General features: G+C 68.0%; 16 protein-coding genes and 3 pseudogenes. 7 read left to right on the top strand and 12 right to left on the bottom strand.

Annotation, left to right across the window (positions count from 1 at the left end; genetic code table 11):
• Entirely contained in the window at positions 1–855 is an 855-nt protein-coding gene (locus tag EDD41_RS03960) for an acyl-CoA thioesterase (protein ID WP_123575034.1), read from the top strand.
• A gap of 80 nt (positions 856–935) precedes the next feature.
• On the opposite strand, the gene EDD41_RS03955 is transcribed toward EDD41_RS03960, so the two are convergent.
• Both EDD41_RS03955 and EDD41_RS03950 read right to left on the bottom strand, forming a co-directional pair.
• Complete coding sequence (locus EDD41_RS03955; protein ID WP_123575033.1) at positions 936–2,633, bottom strand: glycoside hydrolase family 13 protein; 1,698 nt, start codon at positions 2,631–2,633, stop codon at positions 936–938.
• Positions 2,626–3,390 carry a trimeric intracellular cation channel family protein gene (locus tag EDD41_RS03950; RefSeq protein ID WP_245995530.1) on the bottom strand — a complete coding sequence of 255 codons (765 nt, stop codon included), beginning with the start codon at positions 3,388–3,390 and terminating at the stop codon, positions 2,626–2,628. The genes EDD41_RS03955 and EDD41_RS03950 overlap by 8 nt, the downstream gene beginning before the upstream one ends.
• Positions 3,391–3,516: 126 nt before the next feature.
• On the opposite strand from EDD41_RS03950, the gene EDD41_RS03945 reads away from it, so the two are divergent.
• On the top strand, positions 3,517–5,499 hold the full coding sequence (locus EDD41_RS03945) for an OPT family oligopeptide transporter (protein ID WP_123575032.1): 1,983 nt from the start codon (positions 3,517–3,519) through the stop codon (positions 5,497–5,499).
• A 209-nt stretch (positions 5,500–5,708) separates the two neighbouring features.
• Here EDD41_RS03945 and EDD41_RS03940 read toward each other — a convergent pair whose 3' ends face one another.
• The 3 genes from EDD41_RS03940 to EDD41_RS03930 all read right to left on the bottom strand — a co-directional run bounded on the left by EDD41_RS03940 (position 5,709) and on the right by EDD41_RS03930 (position 9,374).
• Positions 5,709–6,983 (bottom strand): integrase core domain-containing protein, encoded by a 1,275-nt coding sequence (locus EDD41_RS03940; RefSeq protein WP_123575031.1) that lies wholly within the window; start codon positions 6,981–6,983, stop codon positions 5,709–5,711.
• Positions 6,984–7,155: 172 nt separating this feature from the next.
• Entirely contained in the window at positions 7,156–8,622 is a 1,467-nt protein-coding gene (gene gndA, locus EDD41_RS03935) for an NADP-dependent phosphogluconate dehydrogenase (RefSeq protein ID WP_123575030.1), read from the bottom strand.
• A gap of 53 nt (positions 8,623–8,675) precedes the next feature.
• Positions 8,676–9,374: a FadR/GntR family transcriptional regulator gene (locus EDD41_RS03930; RefSeq protein ID WP_123575029.1), complete on the bottom strand. Its 699-nt coding sequence runs from the start codon at positions 9,372–9,374 to the stop codon at positions 8,676–8,678.
• A 119-nt stretch (positions 9,375–9,493) separates the two neighbouring features.
• Here EDD41_RS03930 and EDD41_RS03925 point away from each other — a divergent pair, with 119 nt between their 5' ends.
• The 4 genes and pseudogenes from EDD41_RS03925 to EDD41_RS17385 all read left to right on the top strand — a co-directional run bounded on the left by EDD41_RS03925 (position 9,494) and on the right by EDD41_RS17385 (position 12,162).
• A complete protein-coding gene (locus EDD41_RS03925; RefSeq protein ID WP_094763987.1) occupies positions 9,494–10,006 on the top strand; it encodes a gluconokinase in 513 nt (170 codons plus the stop codon).
• Positions 10,007–10,052: 46 nt separating this feature from the next.
• Positions 10,053–11,430 (top strand): annotated as a pseudogene (locus EDD41_RS03920) (GntT/GntP/DsdX family permease).
• Positions 11,431–11,892: 462 nt separating this feature from the next.
• Positions 11,893–11,973 (top strand): annotated as a pseudogene (locus EDD41_RS18100) (WGxxGxxG-CTERM domain-containing protein); the annotation flags it as partial.
• 18 nt (positions 11,974–11,991) lie between these two features.
• On the top strand, positions 11,992–12,162 hold the full coding sequence (locus EDD41_RS17385) for a hypothetical protein (RefSeq protein WP_245995529.1): 171 nt from the start codon (positions 11,992–11,994) through the stop codon (positions 12,160–12,162).
• A gap of 86 nt (positions 12,163–12,248) precedes the next feature.
• On the opposite strand, the gene EDD41_RS03915 is transcribed toward EDD41_RS17385, so the two are convergent.
• A complete protein-coding gene (locus tag EDD41_RS03915; RefSeq protein ID WP_245995528.1) occupies positions 12,249–13,610 on the bottom strand; it encodes a dicarboxylate/amino acid:cation symporter in 1,362 nt (453 codons plus the stop codon).
• Positions 13,611–13,860: 250 nt separating this feature from the next.
• Positions 13,861–14,091, bottom strand: coding sequence for a hypothetical protein (locus EDD41_RS03910; protein ID WP_123575027.1), 231 nt, complete (start codon positions 14,089–14,091; stop codon positions 13,861–13,863).
• A 338-nt stretch (positions 14,092–14,429) separates the two neighbouring features.
• On the opposite strand from EDD41_RS03910, the pseudogene EDD41_RS17755 reads away from it, so the two are divergent.
• A pseudogene (locus EDD41_RS17755) lies at positions 14,430–14,696 on the top strand (NUDIX domain-containing protein); the annotation flags it as partial.
• A gap of 102 nt (positions 14,697–14,798) precedes the next feature.
• Here the strand turns inward: EDD41_RS17755 and EDD41_RS16750 are convergent.
• The 5 genes from EDD41_RS16750 to pyrR form a co-directional block, all read right to left on the bottom strand.
• A complete protein-coding gene (locus EDD41_RS16750) occupies positions 14,799–14,963 on the bottom strand; it encodes a hypothetical protein (protein ID WP_170165157.1) in 165 nt (54 codons plus the stop codon).
• A gap of 12 nt (positions 14,964–14,975) precedes the next feature.
• A complete protein-coding gene (locus EDD41_RS03900) occupies positions 14,976–15,614 on the bottom strand; it encodes a DUF2207 family protein (RefSeq protein WP_170165235.1) in 639 nt (212 codons plus the stop codon).
• A gap of 299 nt (positions 15,615–15,913) precedes the next feature.
• Positions 15,914–17,194 (bottom strand): dihydroorotase, encoded by a 1,281-nt coding sequence (locus tag EDD41_RS03895; RefSeq protein ID WP_123575024.1) that lies wholly within the window; start codon positions 17,192–17,194, stop codon positions 15,914–15,916.
• Complete coding sequence (locus EDD41_RS03890) at positions 17,191–18,156, bottom strand: aspartate carbamoyltransferase catalytic subunit (protein ID WP_123575023.1); 966 nt, start codon at positions 18,154–18,156, stop codon at positions 17,191–17,193. Before EDD41_RS03890 ends, EDD41_RS03895 begins: the two co-directional genes overlap by 4 nt.
• Complete coding sequence (gene pyrR, locus EDD41_RS03885; protein WP_256762726.1) at positions 18,153–18,740, bottom strand: bifunctional pyr operon transcriptional regulator/uracil phosphoribosyltransferase PyrR; 588 nt, start codon at positions 18,738–18,740, stop codon at positions 18,153–18,155. Before pyrR ends, EDD41_RS03890 begins: the two co-directional genes overlap by 4 nt.
• Positions 18,741–18,772: the final 32 nt, after the last annotated feature.

Raw genomic sequence — 18,772 nt, 5'->3', positions numbered from 1 at the left:
ATGGACAGGGCCGTCGTCACCCTGGACGTGCCGGTGCGTTGGACCGACCTGGACCTGCAGGGCCACGTCAACAACACCCTGGTGGCCGAATACCTGCAGGAGGCGCGCACCGCGCTGATGGAGGCCGGCCCCAACAGTCACATGGTCAGCGGCGGGATCGTCGTGGTGGGGCACAGCGTGGAATACCTTCGTTCCATCGGCTTCGGCGAACAACCGCTGGTCGCGCAGGTGGGGGTCTTCGGGGTCGGTGCCTCACGTTTCAATGCCAAGTACGAGCTGTGGCAGGGCGGCGAGTTGTGCGCCAGGGCGACGACGGCACTGTGCCCCTTCGGCTTCGACGCCCAACGGCCGCGCCGGCTCACCGTCGACGAGCGGGCCTGGTTCGTGGAGGTGGCGGGCGAGGCGCCCGAGAGTCGTCCGCTGTCCGTGCCAGCCCTTGAGGGCCGAGGACACGTGCATCCCTTCCAGGTGCGCTGGGGTGACGTGGACCGCTACGGCCACGTGAACAATGTGCGCCACTTCGACTACGTGCAGGAGGCGCGGATTGCCGCCACCACCAGCGCCGATCCGTCGATGCGTCGCGACGGGGGACAGGTGCGCTGGGTGGTGGCCCGGCAGGACGTCGACTATGTGGGCCAGATCAGCCACCGGATGCAGCCATATGCCGTGCACACGGCGATTGCGGGGCTTGGCCGCACGTCGTACACGCTGGCCGCAGAGATCGTCGATCCGCTGGCCGACGGCCAGGTGCTGGCCCGCGCCCGCACCGTGCAGGTCTGCACCGACGCGTCCGGGGTCAAGCGCGAACTTCCCCAGTCCACCCGCGAGGCGCTGGGGCGAATGCTGGTCAGCTGAGCCCCGGCGCACCCAGGGGCCTGGACGGGCTCGGCCACTGTCGGCCGAGCCCGTCCAGGCCCCTTACGGTCAAGCCGGGGTCAGGCGCGCAGCCAGGCCGCCGTGTCGGTGGGGAGCTTGCCGTCGACGAGCTCGTCGGTGGAGAGCAGGACCTCGCCCTCCAACGCCACCGGCTCGGCGCCGAAGTTCACCACGCACCGGAAACCGGGCTCGCGGGTGAAACTTAGGACCTGCTCACCGGACTCATCCCACGTCATGGTGCCGTCGCCCAGGGCTTCGAGCTCATGGCGCAGCCGCAGCAGGGTACGGAAGAGGTTCAGCGTCGAGGCTGGATCGGATTCCTGTGCCTCGGCGGTGAGGTCCGCCCAGCCGGCGGGCTGGGGCAGCCACGGCTCGGCATCGGTTCCGAAGCCGAAGGGGGCCTCGGTGCCGGACCACGGGATCGGGACGCGGCAGCCGTCGCGGCCCTTCACTGTGTGGTTGGAGCGGATCCACGTCGGGTCCTGGCGCAACTCGTCGGGCAGGTCCTCCACCTCTTCCAGACCCAGCTCCTGGCCCTGGTAGACGTAGGCGCCGCCGGGCAGCGCCAGCATCAGCGCGGCGCCGGCACGGGCACGGCGACGGCCCAACTCGACGTCGGTGGGCAGGTCCTGCATGTGCTCCTGCCAGTGGCCGTCCTCGTCCTCGTCCATGGTGCCGAAGTGACGCCCGGACAGGCTCTTGCCGTAACGGGTGGTGGCGCGCAGCACGTCGTGGTTCTCCAGCACCCACGTGGTGGGTGCCCCGACGGAGTCATGCGCACGGATGGACTCGTCGATCACGATCCGCATGCTGTCGGCCGCCCACTCGGACTGCAGGAATTCGAAGTTGAAGCTGGTGTTCAACCGGTCGCTCCGCACGTACTCCACGAGGCGATCCAGCGGCAGGTAGGCCTCGGAGACGAAGATCCGGGCACCCAGTTCGGTGCCGGCATAGCTCTCGGCCAGCGCACGCCAACGACGCTGGATCTCGGCCAGACCCGGCTGGTCCCACAGGGGAGACCCGGGCACCTTCTGCCAGGAGCCCATCCCGGTCAACGGGTCGATCGGGGTGTCCTGGAAGTCGGGGGCCTTGACCAGGGAGTCGGCCACGTCGACGCGGAAGCCGTCCACGCCACGGTCGAACCAGAAGCGCAGCACGCGGTCGATCTCCGCGCGCACCGCCTCGTTCTCCCAGTTCCAGTCGGGCTGCTCCGGGGCGAACATGTGCAGGTAGTACTGCCCGGCAGTGCCGTCGGGATTGGTGGTGCGTTCCCACATGGAGCCACCGAACAGGGCGCCCCAGTTGGTGGGCGGCTGGTTGCCGTCCTCGCCGATCCCGTCGCGGAAGATGAACATGTCACGTTCGGGGGAGCCCGGAGCGGCGGCCAGGGCCTTCTGGAAGAGCGGGTGGTCGATGGAGCAGTGGTTGGGCACCAGGTCGATCAGCACCCTGAGACCCAGCTCGTGGGCCTTCGCCACGAACTCGTCTGCATCGGCCAGGCTGCCGAAGTCCGGGTTGATGTCGCAGTAGTCGGCGACGTCATAGCCGCCGTCCCACAGCGGAGACGGGTACCAGGGCGACACCCAGACGGCGTCGATCCCGAGGCTCTTGAGGTGGGGGAGCTTCTGGATCATGCCCCGGACATCACCGGTGCCGTCATTGTTCGCGTCGGCGAAGCTGCGCGGATAGATCTGGTAGGTGACGGCGTGGCGCCACCAGTTCTGGTCGTCGAAAGTCACCTGCACCAGACTAGTCATCCGCAGACTCGGGATGCACCCGGGACTCGTGGTGCCGGGAGCGCTGGCGTGGCGGCTTCACGCCGCGCCACCAGGTGGGCCGGGGCAGGGCACTGAAGGTGCTGCGCGGCCGCAGGCTGAAGGCCATCGGCAATGTCCAGCCACGCCAGATGCCGCCCAGGGTGAGTCCGCTGCCCACCGCGAAGCTGGCCATCGTCGCCAGCTCGTGGTTGCCCGTGGGCCACAGCAGCACGGTCACCAGGCTTCCCGCCATGGCGCTGGTCGCGTAGAGAGTGTTCCCGCCGAAGACCGTCGGGATGCGGCGCAGCAGGATGTCACGCAGCATGCCGCCGCCCACCGCGGTCACGGTGCCGAGCAGGACGGCGGACATGGCGCTGAAGTCGTGGGCCAGCGCCCGCTGGGAGCCCGCGGCGGCCCAGGCCCCCAGGGCCAGGGCGTCGATCACGGGGAATGAGCGGTCCCAGAAGTGGTGGGTGATGGGGATCATGAAGGCGACCGCGGCACCCAGCAGGGCGACGGTGAAGTAGGCGCTGTCCACCAGGGCGACGGGGGTCCCACGCTGCATCAGGGTGTCGCGGATCATGCCGCCACCCAACGCCGAACAGATCGCCAGGGTGCCGAAGCCCACGGGGTCCATGTTCTCGGAGCGGGCCATGACGCCGCCCAGAATGGCGTTGAACAGGACTCCCGTGAGGTCGATGAATCGCACGACGTGGTTGAGGGTTGTCGGGTCGATCGGGACGTCCAAGGGGTTCACGCATCCCATTCTCCCAGCCCTCCGCGACACCTTCGACGGGGGCCGGATGCGGAGATTCACGTGCCGGGAACTACAGTTTGCGGGTCGCGTACACCCGAGTGCGCCCCCCCGCATCAGGAGAATCTCTTGTCCTCTACCCACGTCAACACCGCCGGGACATCCGGCAGGGCGGGCCTCAAGGAGCTCACCCTGCGCGGTGTCATCATCGGCGGCATCATCACGCTGGTCTTCACGGCCGCGAACGTGTACCTGGGCCTCAAGGTCGGCCTGACCTTCGCCACCTCCATCCCCGCCGCGGTCATCTCGATGGCCGTGCTGCGCATGTTCCACGACCACACCATCGTCGAGAACAACATCGTCCAGACCATCGCCTCGGCGGCCGGCACGCTGAGCGCCATCATCTTCGTGCTGCCCGGCCTGGTGATGCTCGGCTACTGGCAGGGTTTCCCGTACTGGACCACCGCGGCCGTCTGCTTCTTCGGCGGCCTGCTGGGCGTCATGTACTCCATCCCGCTGCGTCGTGCGCTGGTGACGGGCTCCGACCTGCCCTACCCGGAAGGCGTCGCCGCCGCCGAGGTGCTGCGCGTCGGTGACTCCGCCGAGGGCGGCGAGGAGAATGCCCGAGGCCTGAAGGTGATCACCGTCGCCGGCCTGTCCGCGGCCCTGTTCACCATCGTGGCCAAGATGAAGCTCGTCGCCGAGGGCGTCGAGAAGGCCTTCAGGGTGGGCACCGGTGGCACCCTGGTCGGGTCCAGCCTGTCGCTGGCCCTGATCGGCGTCGGTCACCTGGTGGGCATCACCGTGGGCATTGCCATGATCGTCGGCCTGCTGATCAGCTACGGCTTCATCCTGCCCTTCATGAGCCGCGGCCACTTGGACGCAGCCGAACCATTCGCCGACGGGGTCAAGGCCATCTTCTCCACCGACGTGCGGCTGATCGGTGCCGGCACCATGGCGGTGGCCGCGGTGTGGACGCTGGTGAAGATCATCGGCCCCATCATCAAGGGCATCTCCGAATCGCTTGCCTCCCACAAGATCGCCAGTGCGGATCTTGCCGTGGAGGAGCGCGACCTCTCGATGAAGGTGGTCATCGGCACCACCCTCGCCTCGATGTTCCCGATCGGCGCCCTGCTGTGGCTGTTCACCCGCGGGACCCCTCTGGAGGGCAATTCCACCGGCCTGGTGATCACCTCGGTGATCTTCGTGCTGCTCGTCGGCCTGTTCGTCGCCTCGGTCTGCGGCTACATGGCCGGACTGATCGGTGCGTCCAACTCGCCCATCTCCGGAGTCGGCATCATCGTCGCCATCGCCGCCGCGCTGCTGATCAAGGGCGTGCACGGCGCCGGCACCGGTGAGATGACCGAGGCCCTGGTGGCCTACACCCTGTTCACCACCGCGGTGGTCTTCGGCGTCGCCACCATCTCCAATGACAACCTGCAGGACCTCAAGACCGGCCAGCTGGTCGGCGCCACGCCGTGGAAGCAGCAGGTGGCGCTGATCATCGGCGTCGCCTTCGGTTCCGCGATCATCCCGCCCGTGCTGGGCGTGATGAACACCTCCTTCGGTTTCGCGGGTGCTCCCGGTGCGGGCTCCGGCGCGCTGGCCGCCCCGCAGGCCTCGCTGATCTCCACCCTCGCCAAGGGTGTGTTGGGTGGCGGGCTGGACTGGAACCTGCTCGGCATCGGTGCGCTGATCGGGTGTGTCGTGATCGCCATCAACGAGACCTTGGGCAAGACCACCAAGGGCCGGATGGCGCTGCCCCCGCTGGCCGTCGGCATGGGTATGTACCTGCCGATCAGCCTCACCCTGATGATCCCGACCGGTGCCCTGCTGGGGCTGTTCTACGACAAGTGGGCCGACCGCACCGCCAATCCGGAGCGCTCCAAGCGGATGGGAACCCTGCTGGCCACCGGCTTGATCGTCGGCGAGAGCCTGTTCGGCGTGCTCTACGCCGGCATCGTGGCCGCCACCGGCGAAGAGGAGCCGATGTCCGTGGTGACCAGCAAGGCCTGGGCCAACCCGGCGCAGCTGCTGGGCATTGTGGTCTTTGCCGCGCTCGTCGGCGGGCTGTACACGTGGACCAAGAAGAAGGCCGTCGAGAAGGCCTGATTCGACGCACGAAGGCGCCCCCACCATTGCGGTGGGGGCGCCTTTCTCACGGCCCCCGAGCTCGAGGGGCCTCGACAGGCTCGGCCGTCGTGTGCTGCCCGGTCGTCGGTGGAGGGCTGAGCCGACGTCGCGCCCGCTTGTACTCGGTGCGCCGGGCCGTGTTCCTGGATACGGGTGTCATGTCTCATCACTTCTGGGACTCCCAGATGTCATGACATCTGGGACAGTTTGTAGGCGCGGCTGCGGCGGTCGATGACGGGGACCAGCCGGTGGGGTGGTTGGGTGACCGAGACGTATTTGGTGGGTGATGGCCAGGGGATGCTGGCGTGGAGTTCACCGTTGTCGTCGAAGATGTCGAGCTGGCCGTCGGTTTCGACGAGGTGGACCAGTTGGTGGGCCATGCCAGGGCCGAAACCGATGCTGGTGCCCTTCCACGCGGTGCGCAGGTCCCCGCCGATAGTGCGGTCCTCGATCCGGTTCTTTGCGGGCTGGGTGGGCTGCCGCAAGGACTGGCTGTAGAGCAGGTCGAGCGGAATCGCTCGGGGCTCGGGTCCGGCCTTGGAGGCTACTTGCCAGACGGCCATGGGCGTCAGGTGATGCCCCAGGCCTTGGTGTTGGCGTTCGTGGTTGTACCAGTTCCGGTAGCCGTCCAGGGCCTGGGTGAGGTCCTGCAGGGTGGTCGGTGTGCGGGCATGGAGCCAGCGTTGCAGTGGCTGGTGAGAGCGTTCGACCTTGCCTTGGGTTTGTGGGTGGCTGACCCGCCCCGAGATCGGCCGGATCCCAAGCCCGGCTAGCCAGACCTCAGTCGCGGACAAGCGTCCGCGTCGGTGCTGGTTGAACGCCGCGCCGTTGTCGGACAACACGCTCTGAGGCGGGCCGAACGCATCGATCCCGGATTGGAGGGCCTGCCGGGCGCCGGCCGTGGACTCGCCACCTGCCACGGCGATCAGGGCTGGGCAGAGGCGGGAATGGTCGTCGACGACGTGGTAGATGGTGACCAGCCCGATCTCAGGCAGGTGCCATTCCATGCCGTCGAGTTGCCACAGTTCGTTGGCCCTGGCTCGTCGGAAGCGACGGTACGAGGCGCGGGGACGTGTGCGGGGTGAGGGCGCTGACAGGCCTTCGCTGCGCAGGATCCAGGCGATCGTGGACCGAGACGGCAGCGGGTCCGCCTCCCGTTGAAACAGGCGCCACTCGACCGACCACGGGCCACAGTCCTTGCCCTCGGCCACCAGCTCCGCATGGGTCACGCGTACCAGGAGACGAGTCCAGTCCGTGTAGATGGTGGCGGGATGCTTGGGCGCCCGTGACTCGGGGACCAACGCCGCGGCCAGCCCGCGTTCGGTGGCCTTGTCTCGGACTCGGTAGAACGAGGATGTCGAGATCCCCGCCCGTCGGCAGAACTCGCTGACCGAGACCTGCTCCACGTCGGGATCGAACCGGACGATCTGCTCACGAACCCGTGGCGACAATGCGCTTCCCATTCCCCCAGCGAACTGCCCCAGATGTCATGACACCCGACCGTCCCAGAAGTCATGACACCCCGGTGTCCCAGAAGTGTTGCTACATGACAGTTCCTGGATACGGGTGTGCGGGGAGCGGGGTGCAGGGACCGGCGCGACGTAGGTCTCGACAGGCTCAGCCGACGTCGACGACTCAGTGGTTGCCGGCGTCGCCCGCAACCTCGGACTTGTCGCCCGACCACAGGGTGTGGAACGCACCCTCGGCGTCGATGCGCCGGTAGGTGTGCGCGCCGAAGTAGTCGCGCAGCCCCTGGGTGAGCGACGCGTTGAGCCGCGGCGCCCGCACCTGGTCGTAGTAGGCCAGAGACGAGCTGAAGCCCGGCACCGGCACACCCGCGGTGATCGCGGTGGTGACCACCCGACGCCACGCGTCCTGGCCCTTGGCCAGCTCCGCCTTGATGGAGGGGGCCTCCAGCAGCGTCACCAGGTTGTTCGCCGCGTACTCATTGCTGATCCGGTCGAGCAGCTTGGCGCGGATGATGCACCCGTCGCGCCAGATCTTGGCGACGGCGGCCACGTCGATCTCCCAGCCATACTCCTGCCCGGCGATGCGGATCTCGTCCAGACCCTGGGCATAGGCCACCACCTTGGAGGCCCACAGCGCCTGGCGGATGTCGTCGGTGAAGGCCTTCACGTCGTCGACGGACAGGGAACCGTCGGGGCCCTCCAGAGCGGACTGCGCGTGCTCGCGCAGCTCCGGCGACGAGGAGATGGCGCGCGCGAAGACGGCCTCGGAGATGGCGTTGACCGGCACGCCCAGCTTCAGGGCGGACTGCACGGTCCAGGTGCCGGTGCCCTTCATCCCGGCGGCGTCGACGATCACGTCCACCAGAGCCTTGCCGGTCCTGGCGTCGACCTGGCGCAGCACCTCGGAGGTGATCTCGATCAGGTAGGAGTCCAGGTCACCGGTGTTCCACTCGGCGAAGACGTCGGCCATCTGCTCATTGGACAGGCCCGCGGCCTTGAGCAGGGTGTAGGCCTCGCCGATGAACTGCATGTCCGCGTACTCGATGCCGTTGTGCACCATCTTCACGAAGTGCCCGGCGCCGTCGGTGCCGATGTAGGTGCAGCACGGCTCGCCCTCGTACTGGGCGGAGATCTTCTCCAGGATGGGACCCATGGACTCGTAGGCCTCGCGGGTACCGCCGGGCATCATCGAGGGGCCCTCCAATGCACCGACCTCGCCACCGGAGATGCCGCAACCGACGAAGTGCAGCCCGGCCTCGCGGACCTTGACCTCGCGACGGATGGTGTCCTCGTAGAAGGAGTTGCCGCCGTCGACGATGATGTCCCCGGCCTCCAGCAAGGGGATCAGCTGGTCGATGACCGCGTCGGTCCCCTTGCCGGCCTGCACCATGATCACGATGCGACGGGGACGCTCCAGGGAGGCGACGAAGTCCTCGATCTTCTCGGAGGCGATGAAGGTGCCCTCGCTGCCGTGGTTGTCGATCACTTCCTGGGTCTTGGCGAAGGTGCGGTTGAAGATGGCGGTGGCATATCCCTTGTGGGCCATGTTGCGGGCCAGGGAGGAGCCCATCACGGCCATGCCGATCACGCCGACGTCGGCCAGCCGGGTGGCGGGGGTGGTCTGCTCGCTCATGCTTGTCCTGTCTGTTGGGGCTTGGGTCCATGGTTGCTCACCGGCGTGCCGGATCACGACTCGTCCACCATCTCGTCGACGGCGTCGACCGCTTCGGTGACGATGGCCTCCATCCGCTGCCGCGTCGCCGTCGCATCCTGGGTGGCGATGGCCTCCGCCACCCGTCGATGCAGGCGGATGGCGTCCTCATTGGGCCTCTCGGGCATCAGGTGGTGGTGGGTGCGAGCGTCGAGCACGCGCTCCACCAGGTAGGCCAGCGAGGCGAACATCGGGTTGCCGGATGCCTGCAGCAGGGTGCGGTGGAAGACGACATCGTGGCGCAGGTAGGCCTCGAGGTCCGGGACCGCGCCCGTGTGCTGCATCCCCAGCGCGGCCTCGTCGATGGCGCGACGCTGTTCCGCGGTGGCGTGCCGGGCGGCGAGCTCGGCGGCCATGGGTTCGATCGCACTGCGCAGTTCGCTGATCTGGTGCAAGGCCTCGAGCCGGTCCGGTCCATCGAGCCGCCAGCGCACCACATTGTCCGACAGGGCGTCCCAGTCCTGCTGGCCCAGCACCTCGATCCCGACGTGCCGGCGTGGCCGGACGAGTCCCTGCGCCTCCAGCACCTTGATCGCGTCACGCACGGCCGTGCGGGAGACACCGTGGCGTGTGACGAGGTCGTCCAGCAACCAGATGCTGCCGGCAGGGATCTGACCAGCAACGATGCTGCGTCCCAGCTCGTCCAGGACTCGAAGGGTGAGCGCCGATGCCATGCCGCCAGCCTAGCTCCAAGTGGTACTTGGGAGCTAGTGGATGTTGCAAAATACTATTTAGAGGCGCACACTCTGGGGGACGGACACCGAGGTCCGTGCCTTCGAGGAAGAAGACGACAATGACTGACGCATTGCCCCTGGTCGTGGTGATGGGAGTCGCCGGTTGCGGCAAGACCACCATCGGTGAGGCCGTCGCCGCTCACCTGGGCGTGCCCTTCCGGGACGGAGATGCCTTCCACTCCGAACAGGCCGTCGCGAAGATGGCCGCCGGCCACCCCCTGGACGACGACGACCGCAAGCCCTGGCTGGAACGAATCAGCAGCTGGCTCGCGGAACGCGACCAGGATGGGGCAGTGGTGGCCTGCTCGGCGCTCAAGCGGAGTCATCGAGACCTCCTGCGCAGCCAGGCACCCGACGTCGTGATGCTGCACCTGGCCGGACCCAAGCCGGAGGCCGCCCGTCGCGTCGCCAGCCGCCCCGGGCACTTCATGCCCGCCAGCCTGGTCGATTCGCAGTACGCCACCCTCGAATCGCTGCAGGCCGACGAGCGCGGGGTCACCCTCGACTTCTGCGCACCCGTCGACAGTCTCGTCGCCGACGCGCTGACCGCCCTCGGCCAGCCCCAGAACTGACCCCGAACCACCCGACACCTTCGCCACAGACACTGCAGTACCAACGATGCTCACCCTTCTCCAAACCGCCCCCGGCGGCCAGTTGATCGCCGCCGCCCTGGTTGGCATCACCGTCCTCGTGCTACTGATCACCAAGTTCAAGCTGCACCCCTTCCTCAGCCTGATCATCGGTTCCCTTTTGGTCGGTGCCCTTGCCGGGCTGCCACTGAAGGGCATCACGACGAGTTTCACCACCGGCGTCGGTTCCACCGTCGTCGGCGTGGGTGTGCTGATCGCCCTGGGCGCCATCATCGGGCGCCGGTTGGCCGATTCCGGCGGTGCTGACCAGCTGGTCGACACCATCGTCGGCAAGGCCAGCCCGGCCCGGCCCAGATCCCGTGGGCGATGGCCCTGGTTGGTGGTCTGATCGGCCTGCCGATGTTCTTCGAGATCGGCCTGGTGCTGCTCATCCCGGTGATCATCCTGGTCACCCGTCGCACCGAGCTGCCGCTGATGAAGGTGGGCATCCCCGCGCTGGCCGGCCTGTCCGTGATGCACGCGCTGGTGCCGCCGCACCCCGGCCCGCTGGCCACGATCGGCCTGGTCAAGGCGGACCTGGGCATCACCCTGGGTCTTGGTGTGGTGGTGGCCATCCCGACGCTGGCCGTAGCTGGTCCGCTCTTCTCCACCCTCGCCGCCAAGTGGGTGCCGGTCGGCGCTCCGGCGCTGTTCGTCAGCGCCAATGGCGACGAGCAGGGTCACTCGGGCATCGCCCCTCGTCAGCCGAGCTTTGGCATCACGCTGGCCACCGTGCTGCTGTCCGTCGTGCTCATGATGGGCAAGGCTTTCGCGGACATCTTCTTGGACACCGGCAACCCGGTGCGGCACAGCCTGGACTTCATCGGTGAGCCCCTGGTGGCGCTGCTGCTGACCACCTGCTGGCCATCTTCAGCCTCGGACGCGCGTCGGGGATGACCGGCCAGCAGATGAGTGACACCATCGGCAACTCCCTGCCGCCCATCGCGGGGATCCTGTTGATCGTCGGCGCCGGTGGCGGTTTCAAGCAGGTGCTGGTGGACACCGGCATCGGCACCATGCTGGCCAACTGGACTTCCGGCAGTGCCGTCTCTCCGCTGCTGCTCGCCTGGCTGGTGGCCGTGATGATTCGCCTGGCAACGGGCTCGGCCACGGTGGCAACCATCACCACCGCCGGCATCCTGGCCCCCGTCGCTGCCGGCATGACCAGCACCCACGCAGCCCTGCTGGTGCTCGCGATCGGCGCTGGCTCGGTCTTCTTCTCCCACGTCAACGACGCCGGCTTCTGGCTGGTCAAGGAGTACTTCGGCGTCAGCGTCGGGGAGAACATCAAGACCTGGTCGCTGATGGAGACCGTCCTGTCCGTGACGGCTCTGGTCACGGTGCTGTTGGTCTCCCTGATCATCTGAACGCCGACGGTCCGCGGGAAGTACGCCCGCCTGCCATGCCCACCCCTTGCTGGCATTGCTGTCAGGAGGTGGGCATGAGCACGTTGACGATCCGCAATGTCCCGGAGCGACGCATGTGCGGCTTCGTGAGGTGAACCTGCCATGATCCTCGCCGACACGAATGTGGTCAGCGAGTTCATGCGCCCGGTCGTGGATCCTGCAGTGCTCGCCTGGGCGCAGCAGGTCGCCTGGGCCGCGACTCCGGGAGGTTGACCCCGTCGTCGCCTCCTGAGGTCAGCCGGGCCAGCCTTCGCGGTTTCCTCAGTCGCCGAGCGGAGTGCCCCTTCGGGTGCGTCCCTGTGGGTGTAATTGCTTGTCAATCCGGGTTTTCGCGTTTGCTGACAGTGGATCGGCTTGGTGTTGGCCCCAGCCCTGGGCCTAGCGTCGAGGAGTCGGTAGGGACACGGATGGGCCCCCGACCCACTGGAGAAGAAGGACCGTACCGGTCTGTGGGGCCTGCTCGGGCTCGCCGGCCTGGCTGGCCTGGCCGGTCTGAAGAAGAAGCCGGAGCAGCACACCACCGTGCGTCCCGCTCACGTGGAGCACCGCGAGCCGGGCCGCACCAACACTACCGACCATGTCCGCGCCAACAACGTCCGTGACGAGCAGCTGCGCGGGGACAACCTGCACAACGACCTGCGTGACGGCAAGCTGGACCGGGACCTCAACAACGACGGACGTCGCGACGTCTGAAGGGTGATGAGCACCCCCGTCATGGGGTGATGCCGCCACGGCAAAGGTCCCCGGAGCATTGCTCCGGGGACCCTTTCGTGTGTGCCTCACGCAGTGGCAGGCTCCCGCACCGGGAGGGCTGCGTCGGAGCTGCTCACGACCCCGTTGTACACGTCCTCGTCAAGGATGCCGTGACGCTTGGCGACGATCGCCGGGATGGCGGCCTGGCCCGCGACATTGGTGGCGGTGCGCATCATGTCCAGGATCGGGTCGATGGCCAGCAGCAAGCCCACGCCCTCCAGCGGCAGACCAAGGGTGGACAGCGTCAGGGTGAGCATCACGATGGCACCGGTCAGGCCCGCCGTCGCTGCGGAACCCACCACGGAGACGAAGGCGATCAGCAGGTAGTCACCCACACCCAGGTGGACACCGAAGAGCTGGGCGACGGTGATCGCCGCCAGCGCCGGGTAGACCGAGGCGCAGCCGTCCATCTTGGTGGTGGCGCCGATCGGGACCGCGAAGGAGGCGTACTCACGCGGCACGCCCAGCCGCTCGATCACATTCTGCTGGGTGACGGGCAGGGTGCCCACCGACGAACGCGAGACGAAGGCCAGCTGGATGGCCTGTCCCGCGCCCTTGAAGAAGCGGATGGGGCTCAGGCCGTGCATCGCCAGCAGCGCCGGGTACATCACGAACATCACCAGGGCGCAGCCGAGGTAGACGTCGAGGGTGAAGATGCCCAGCGGAGCCACCAGGTCCCAGCCGTAGTTGGCCACGGCCTTGCCGATCAGTCCGGCCGAGCCGATGGGTGCCAGCAGGATGATCCACCAGGTCAGCTTCTGGAAGATCTCCAGGCCGGCCTTGGCGAAGTCCACGAAGGGTGCGGCGACCTGCTCACCGACGGCCAGGGCCGCGGCGCCCAGCGCGATGCCGATGACAACCACCTGCAGCACGTTGAAGCTCAGGGCACTGCTGACGGCCAGGTCCGCGCCCTCACCTTCCAGCGAGGAGTCGACCTGCAGGCCGAGGATGTTGCCGGGCACCAGGGATTTCAGGAAGTCCAGCCAGCTGCCCTGGGTGGCGACGGCATGCGCCGTCGAGGTGTCGATGGAGGCATGCGAACCGGGATTGGTGAGCAGGCCGATGGTGATGCCGATCGCGACGCTGATGGCCGCGGTGATGCCGAACCAGACCAGCGTGTTGATGGCCAGCTTGGCGGCATTGTTGACCTGCCGCAGGTTGGAGATGGAGACCACCAGGGCGAAGAGCACCAGCGGCACGACGACGGCCTTCAGCAGACTGACGAAGATGGTGCCGACCGTGACGAGCAGCTCGGTGAGCCAGGTGAGCTCGTAGGTGCGGGCCAGGTAGCCCAGCAGGATGCCGACGGCCAGGCCGATGAAGACCTTGGCCCAGAAGGGGATGGAACGGCGCGCGTGAGCGTCAGCCGCAGGGGAGGAGGTGGACAAGACGAGACCTTTCGGGATGTGTGCGGAACGAGACCTGCTCGTCCGGACAGCCCGTGGTCTGCCGACGTCCATGGTCGATGGTGGGACGGGTCCAGAAGATGCCCATCGCCGTCCCTCCTCACTCATTGGCCGAATACTTGCTCCGGCAGGATACAACGCTGGCAGCCGCAGGAGAATTCCCGTCGATCAGATCCCCGGACGAAAGAAGTCGCCGGCCGCAGGGTGATGCGGCCGGGGACTTGTTCGGGGATCAGGCGGACGTGTAGCACTTGACCTTGGAGAGGTCGACGCCATCCGCGTCGTACATCGGGATCTCGTAGTCGACGGAGTTGCCCGTGACCGGGTTGTCGTTCAGGGTGTCGGTGCCCTGGTAGATCTTGCCGTCGGGCATGATGCAGGCGCCCTCCGCCTCGACGGTGCCCTTGATCTTGCCGTCTGTGGTGATGGTGCCCTTCAGTGCCTGGACGCGCGGTCTGCTCATAGCGGTAGACGTGCGCGAACCCTCCGCTACCCAGCAGACCCTTGTACTGCAGGCCGGGGATCAGTGGTGGCCCAATGGTCTCGTCTGCGCTCACGCAATCTCCTGTCATCCTCCCCGAAACCCTGACGGCACGTCGGTCTGTGCCCACCACAGGACTCGCGCGTGGGGGACGCCCGGTGGTCCAGCGACGGCCCAGCGGATGGCTTCGAGCGTCGCGATGGGCTCGCCCGGTGCTGCCTGCCCCTGGGAACGATGGACCGGACGAGTCATCCCGTTCGACGAGCAGGGCCGCGCCCTGCTGATGCACGGGCACGAGCCCCCATCGCCCGGAACAGCCCTACTGGTTCAGCATCGGGGGCGCCGTCGAGGGTGATGAGGACGCCTGCCGGGCCGCCTCGCGGGAACTCTTCGAGGAGACCGGTGTCCGCCTGTCCCCTGAGGAGCTGCACGGTCCGGTGCTCGACGAGACGGTCGAGTTCTCCTGTGCGGGCGTGCGGGTGGTGCAGCATCAGGAGGTCTTCAGCTGCCGCCTGACCAGCAGCATTGCCCCCACTCTCGATGGTCTGGAGGCCGCCGAGATGGCGACGGTCGATGCCGCGCAATAGGTGTCCCTCGGCCTGCTGGAGGCCACCGGGCCCCAGATCGAGGGTGCGGACCGGGAGGACTATGTTCGCCGCTGTCTGGCTCACCCGGCGCGTCGAGACGGATCAGCCGCCTCCGCCACCCCCGTCGCCTCCGCCGTCGCCACCTCCGGAGTCCCCGACGTCACCGAGGTCACTGGCCAGGTCATTGATTGCCTCGGCCAGGTCAGCCATGGCCTCGCCCAGCGACGTGAAGAAGTCCGCCAGCCCGTCACCCGGCCCGCCACCCATCCCGTCGAGGGCCTACAGGTCGAGCGTCGAGAAGTCCCCGTACCAGGCCAGGTCATGGCACCAGTGGGCCGTGACATCCGCGTCGAGGTCGTGGGACGCGAGGCGAAGCGCTCTCACCCATTTGTCCGTCACGCCCAGGGCGACGGCCCAGGGGAGGAAACGGCTGAAGATGCCGGCGCCTTCCTCGAAACGGAGCCGGCTGCCGTCGGCCACCGCCAGGAAGTGTCGGAAGCCCGCGCACTGGTAGCGCAGGGTGCTTCCCACCGCCGAGCGCTGCTTGGCTCCGGGTGTGGTGAGGCACTTGCCGAAGGGGACGATGCCCTCACACATGTGGGGGAACCACAGGTCATGGTCAGGATGGGCGCGCAGTTCCTTGCGCAGGTCCGGCACCACCCTGGCCAGATGCGGCTTGAGTTCATTGAGGGTGGCGGGCCGTCCCACCTTCGTCACGGCGGTCAGCAGTCCGGCACGGAAGGGAGTCAGCGTGGGGTCGGCACGTCGCAGCGCCGTGACCATCCACTCCTGGTGGGTGCGTTTGCGGAGCCTGCCATGCTGGCGCTCCACACGGCCCAGGTGCAGGTAGCCGTCAACCGCCAGCTGGATGAAGGCGGCGGCGACGTGGCTGTTCTGGGTGTGCCCAGTGGTGAGCACCCCACCTGTTCGGGCAGTACCCCCGCCGGGGGTTCGAAGCGGACGGCGACCGGGGCGTCCACGTCGGCTGCTGTCGCGAGGCGCGTGGGGCACCCTCCGGTCCGGGCAGGGCGCCCAGGGGCTGGCCGAAGAGCTCGTCGTGGCGGCTGATGACGGTGCCGCCCACCTCATTTCCGCGTTGCTCCACGAGCGCGACCAGCAGCATCACGGCCACGAAGCACACGCCCACCAGGAAGAAGATCATGCCCGACCCCTTTCCGTCCGGCAGCGAGTATGCCGGGCGGAAGGGGTCACGGTGATCAGCGCTGGAAGGTGCGGCGACCCTCCCAGAAGGTGGCCACGACGGGGTCTGGCAGCTCGCGGCCATGGTAGGGGTTGTTGCGGCTGCGCGAGCGCGATGCCTCCCGGTCCACCGAGGCGCGTGCCGACGGGTCGACCAGCACGATGTTGGCCGGTGCGCCCGGAGCCAGCGCCACACCCTGACGGCCCGCGAGGTTGCCGATCCGGGCGGGAGTGGTGCTCATCCGATCCACCAGGGTGGACCAGTCCATTCGGCCGGTGTTGACCATGGTCTCCATCACCACGGCCAGCGCCTGCTCCAGCCCGAGCATGCCGGGGCGGGCATCGACGAAGGCGTGGTCCTTGTCCTGCGGGGCGTGGGGTGCGTGGTCGGTGCCCACGACGTCGATGGTGCCGTCGGCCAGGGCCTCCCGGACTGCCTCGATGTGCTCGTCGGTGCGCAGCGGGGGATTGACCTTGAAGGTCGTGTCATAGCCCTCCACCTCACGGGTGCCGAGCAGCAGGTGGTGCGGGGTGACCTCGGCGGTGACATTGATGCCGCGCTTCTTGGCCCAGCGCACCACGTCGACGCCCTCCGCGGTGGAGATGTGACAGACGTGCAGCCGGGAACGGGTCAGCTCCGCCAGCTGCACGTCGCGGGCGATGATGATGCTCTCGGCCTGTGCGGGCCAGCCGCCGAGTCCCAGACGGCCACTGATCTCGCTCTCGTGGCAGCAGGCACCCGGCCCGGCCAGCGACGAGTCCTGCGAGTGCTGGGCGATCACACCGCCGAAGGGACGGACCCACTCCAGCGCGCGGCGCATCAGCAGCGGGTCCATCACACACATGCCGTCGTCCGAGAAGACCCGTACCTGGGCGGAGCTCTTGGCCATCAGGCCCATCTCCGAGAGTTCCTTGCCGGCCAGCTTCTTGGTGACGGCGCCGATGGGCTGCACGTAGCAGGAACCGTCGCGTTCGCCCAGCAGCTTGATCCACTCGGCCTTCTCCGCGTCGTCGGTGACGGGCTGGGTGTTGGCCATCGCGAAGACCGCGGTGAAGCCACCGCGGGCCGCGGCCTCGGTGCCGGTCCTGACGGTCTCGGCATCCTCTCGGCCCGGCTCGCGCAGGTGGGTGTGGATGTCCACCAGACCGGGCAACGCCAGCAGCCCGTCGGCGGCGATCCGCTCGGCGCCTGAGGGCGCCTCGTCGACCAGCACGTCGTCGCGGACGAAGAGGTCCGTGGTGGTGCCGTCGGCGAGCCGTGCTCCGGTGATGACGTAGTGGTTGGCCTGCTCGCTCATGCCGTGGCACCTTCCTGGGTGGAGTTGTCCTGCTGGCCGCCCAGCAGGTGGTAGAGGACGCTCATGCGTACCGCGACGCCCGCCGAGACCTGGTTGAGGACCAGCGATCCGACGCTGTCGGCTGCCTCGCTGGAGATCTCCAGGCCACGGTTCATCGGGCCGGGGTGCATGATGCCGACGCCGGGCTTCAGCGCCCGCAGTCGGCTGGCGGTCAGCCCCCAGCCATCGATGTACTCCCGCTCACTGGGGAAGAAGCCGGAACTCATCCGCTCCCGCTGCACGCGAAGCATCATGGCGATGTCCGCGCGGGCCAGTGCCTCGTCGAAGCTGTCGACGAGCTCGACGGGCCAGGTGGCGGCACCGGTGGGCATCAGCGTCGGGGGAGCGCAGAGCAGGACCTTGGCGCCCAGCGTGGTGAGCAGACTGACATTGCTGCGCACGACCCGCGAGTGGAGCAGGTCGCCGGTGATGGCCACCGTGCGTCCTTCGAAGTCATTGACCGGACCGCCGTCGAGGGTGCGCCAGTGCTGGCGCATCGAGTAGCTGTCCAGCAGCGCCTGGGTGGGGTGCTCGTGGGCACCGTCGCCGGCATTGACGATGCTGGCGCGCACCCAGTTGGCCGCCTGCTGCACGGTGCCCGACCCGGCGTGGCGGATGACGAAGCAGTCGACGCCCATGGAGTCCAGGGTGAGCAGGGTGTCCTTCATGGACTCGCCCTTGCTGACGCTCGAACCCTTGGCCGAGACATTGATGGTGTCCGCGCTCATCCACTTGCCGGCGATCTCGAAGGAGGTCCGGGTGCGGGTGGAGTCCTCGAAGAAGAGGTTGACGATGGTGCGGCCGCGCAGTGCGGGGATCTTCTTGACCTCGCGGCCCTGGATGTCGTGCATCTGTTCCGCCAGGTCCAGGATGCCCAGGGTCTGGGGGCGGTCCAGGTCACTGGCTGCCAGCAGGTGCTTCATCGGTTCTCCTCGGGGATGCGCTGGATGGTGACCTTGTCCTCGCCGTCGACCTCGGCCAGGTGGACGATGACGTGCTCGTCGCGGGCGGTGCCGATCCGAAGACCGACGACGTCGGCCTGCACGGGCAGCTCCCGGTGCCCGCGGTCCACCAGGGTGGCGAGCATGACGCGGCCCGGGCGGCCGATGTCCTTCAAGGCGTCAAGGGCGGCGAGCACGGTGCGTCCGGAGAAGAGCACGTCGTCCACCAGCAGCACGGTGCGTCCTTCGAGGGGTGCCGGAATCTGGCTGCGCCCGGCCGCTCGGGTGGGGTGGCGACGCAGGTCGTCGCGGTACATGGTGATGTCCAGCACACCCACGGGGACCTCCAGGCCCTCGGCCTCTGCGATGGACCGCGCCAGCCTGTGCGCCAGGGGTACGCCGCGGGTCGGGATTCCCAGCAGCACGAGGCCCTGTGCTCCGTGGGAGAGCTCCAGGACCTGGTGTGTCATCCGGGTCAGGGTCCGCTGGATCTCCTCCTCGGAGAGGATGGTCCGTGCCTCGACGGGTGCCGTGCCCGCCGTCGGGATCAGGGTGGTGTCAGTCACAGGAATTCTCCGTCCGGGGCACCGCGGCCCTC

It is taken from the genome of Luteococcus japonicus, from assembly GCF_003752415.1.
In the GTDB taxonomy this organism is placed as follows: Bacteria; Actinomycetota; Actinomycetes; order Propionibacteriales; family Propionibacteriaceae; genus Luteococcus; species Luteococcus japonicus.
Note: the sequence above shows the minus strand (reverse complement) of the source record. Positions and strands in the feature narration are given on the sequence as shown.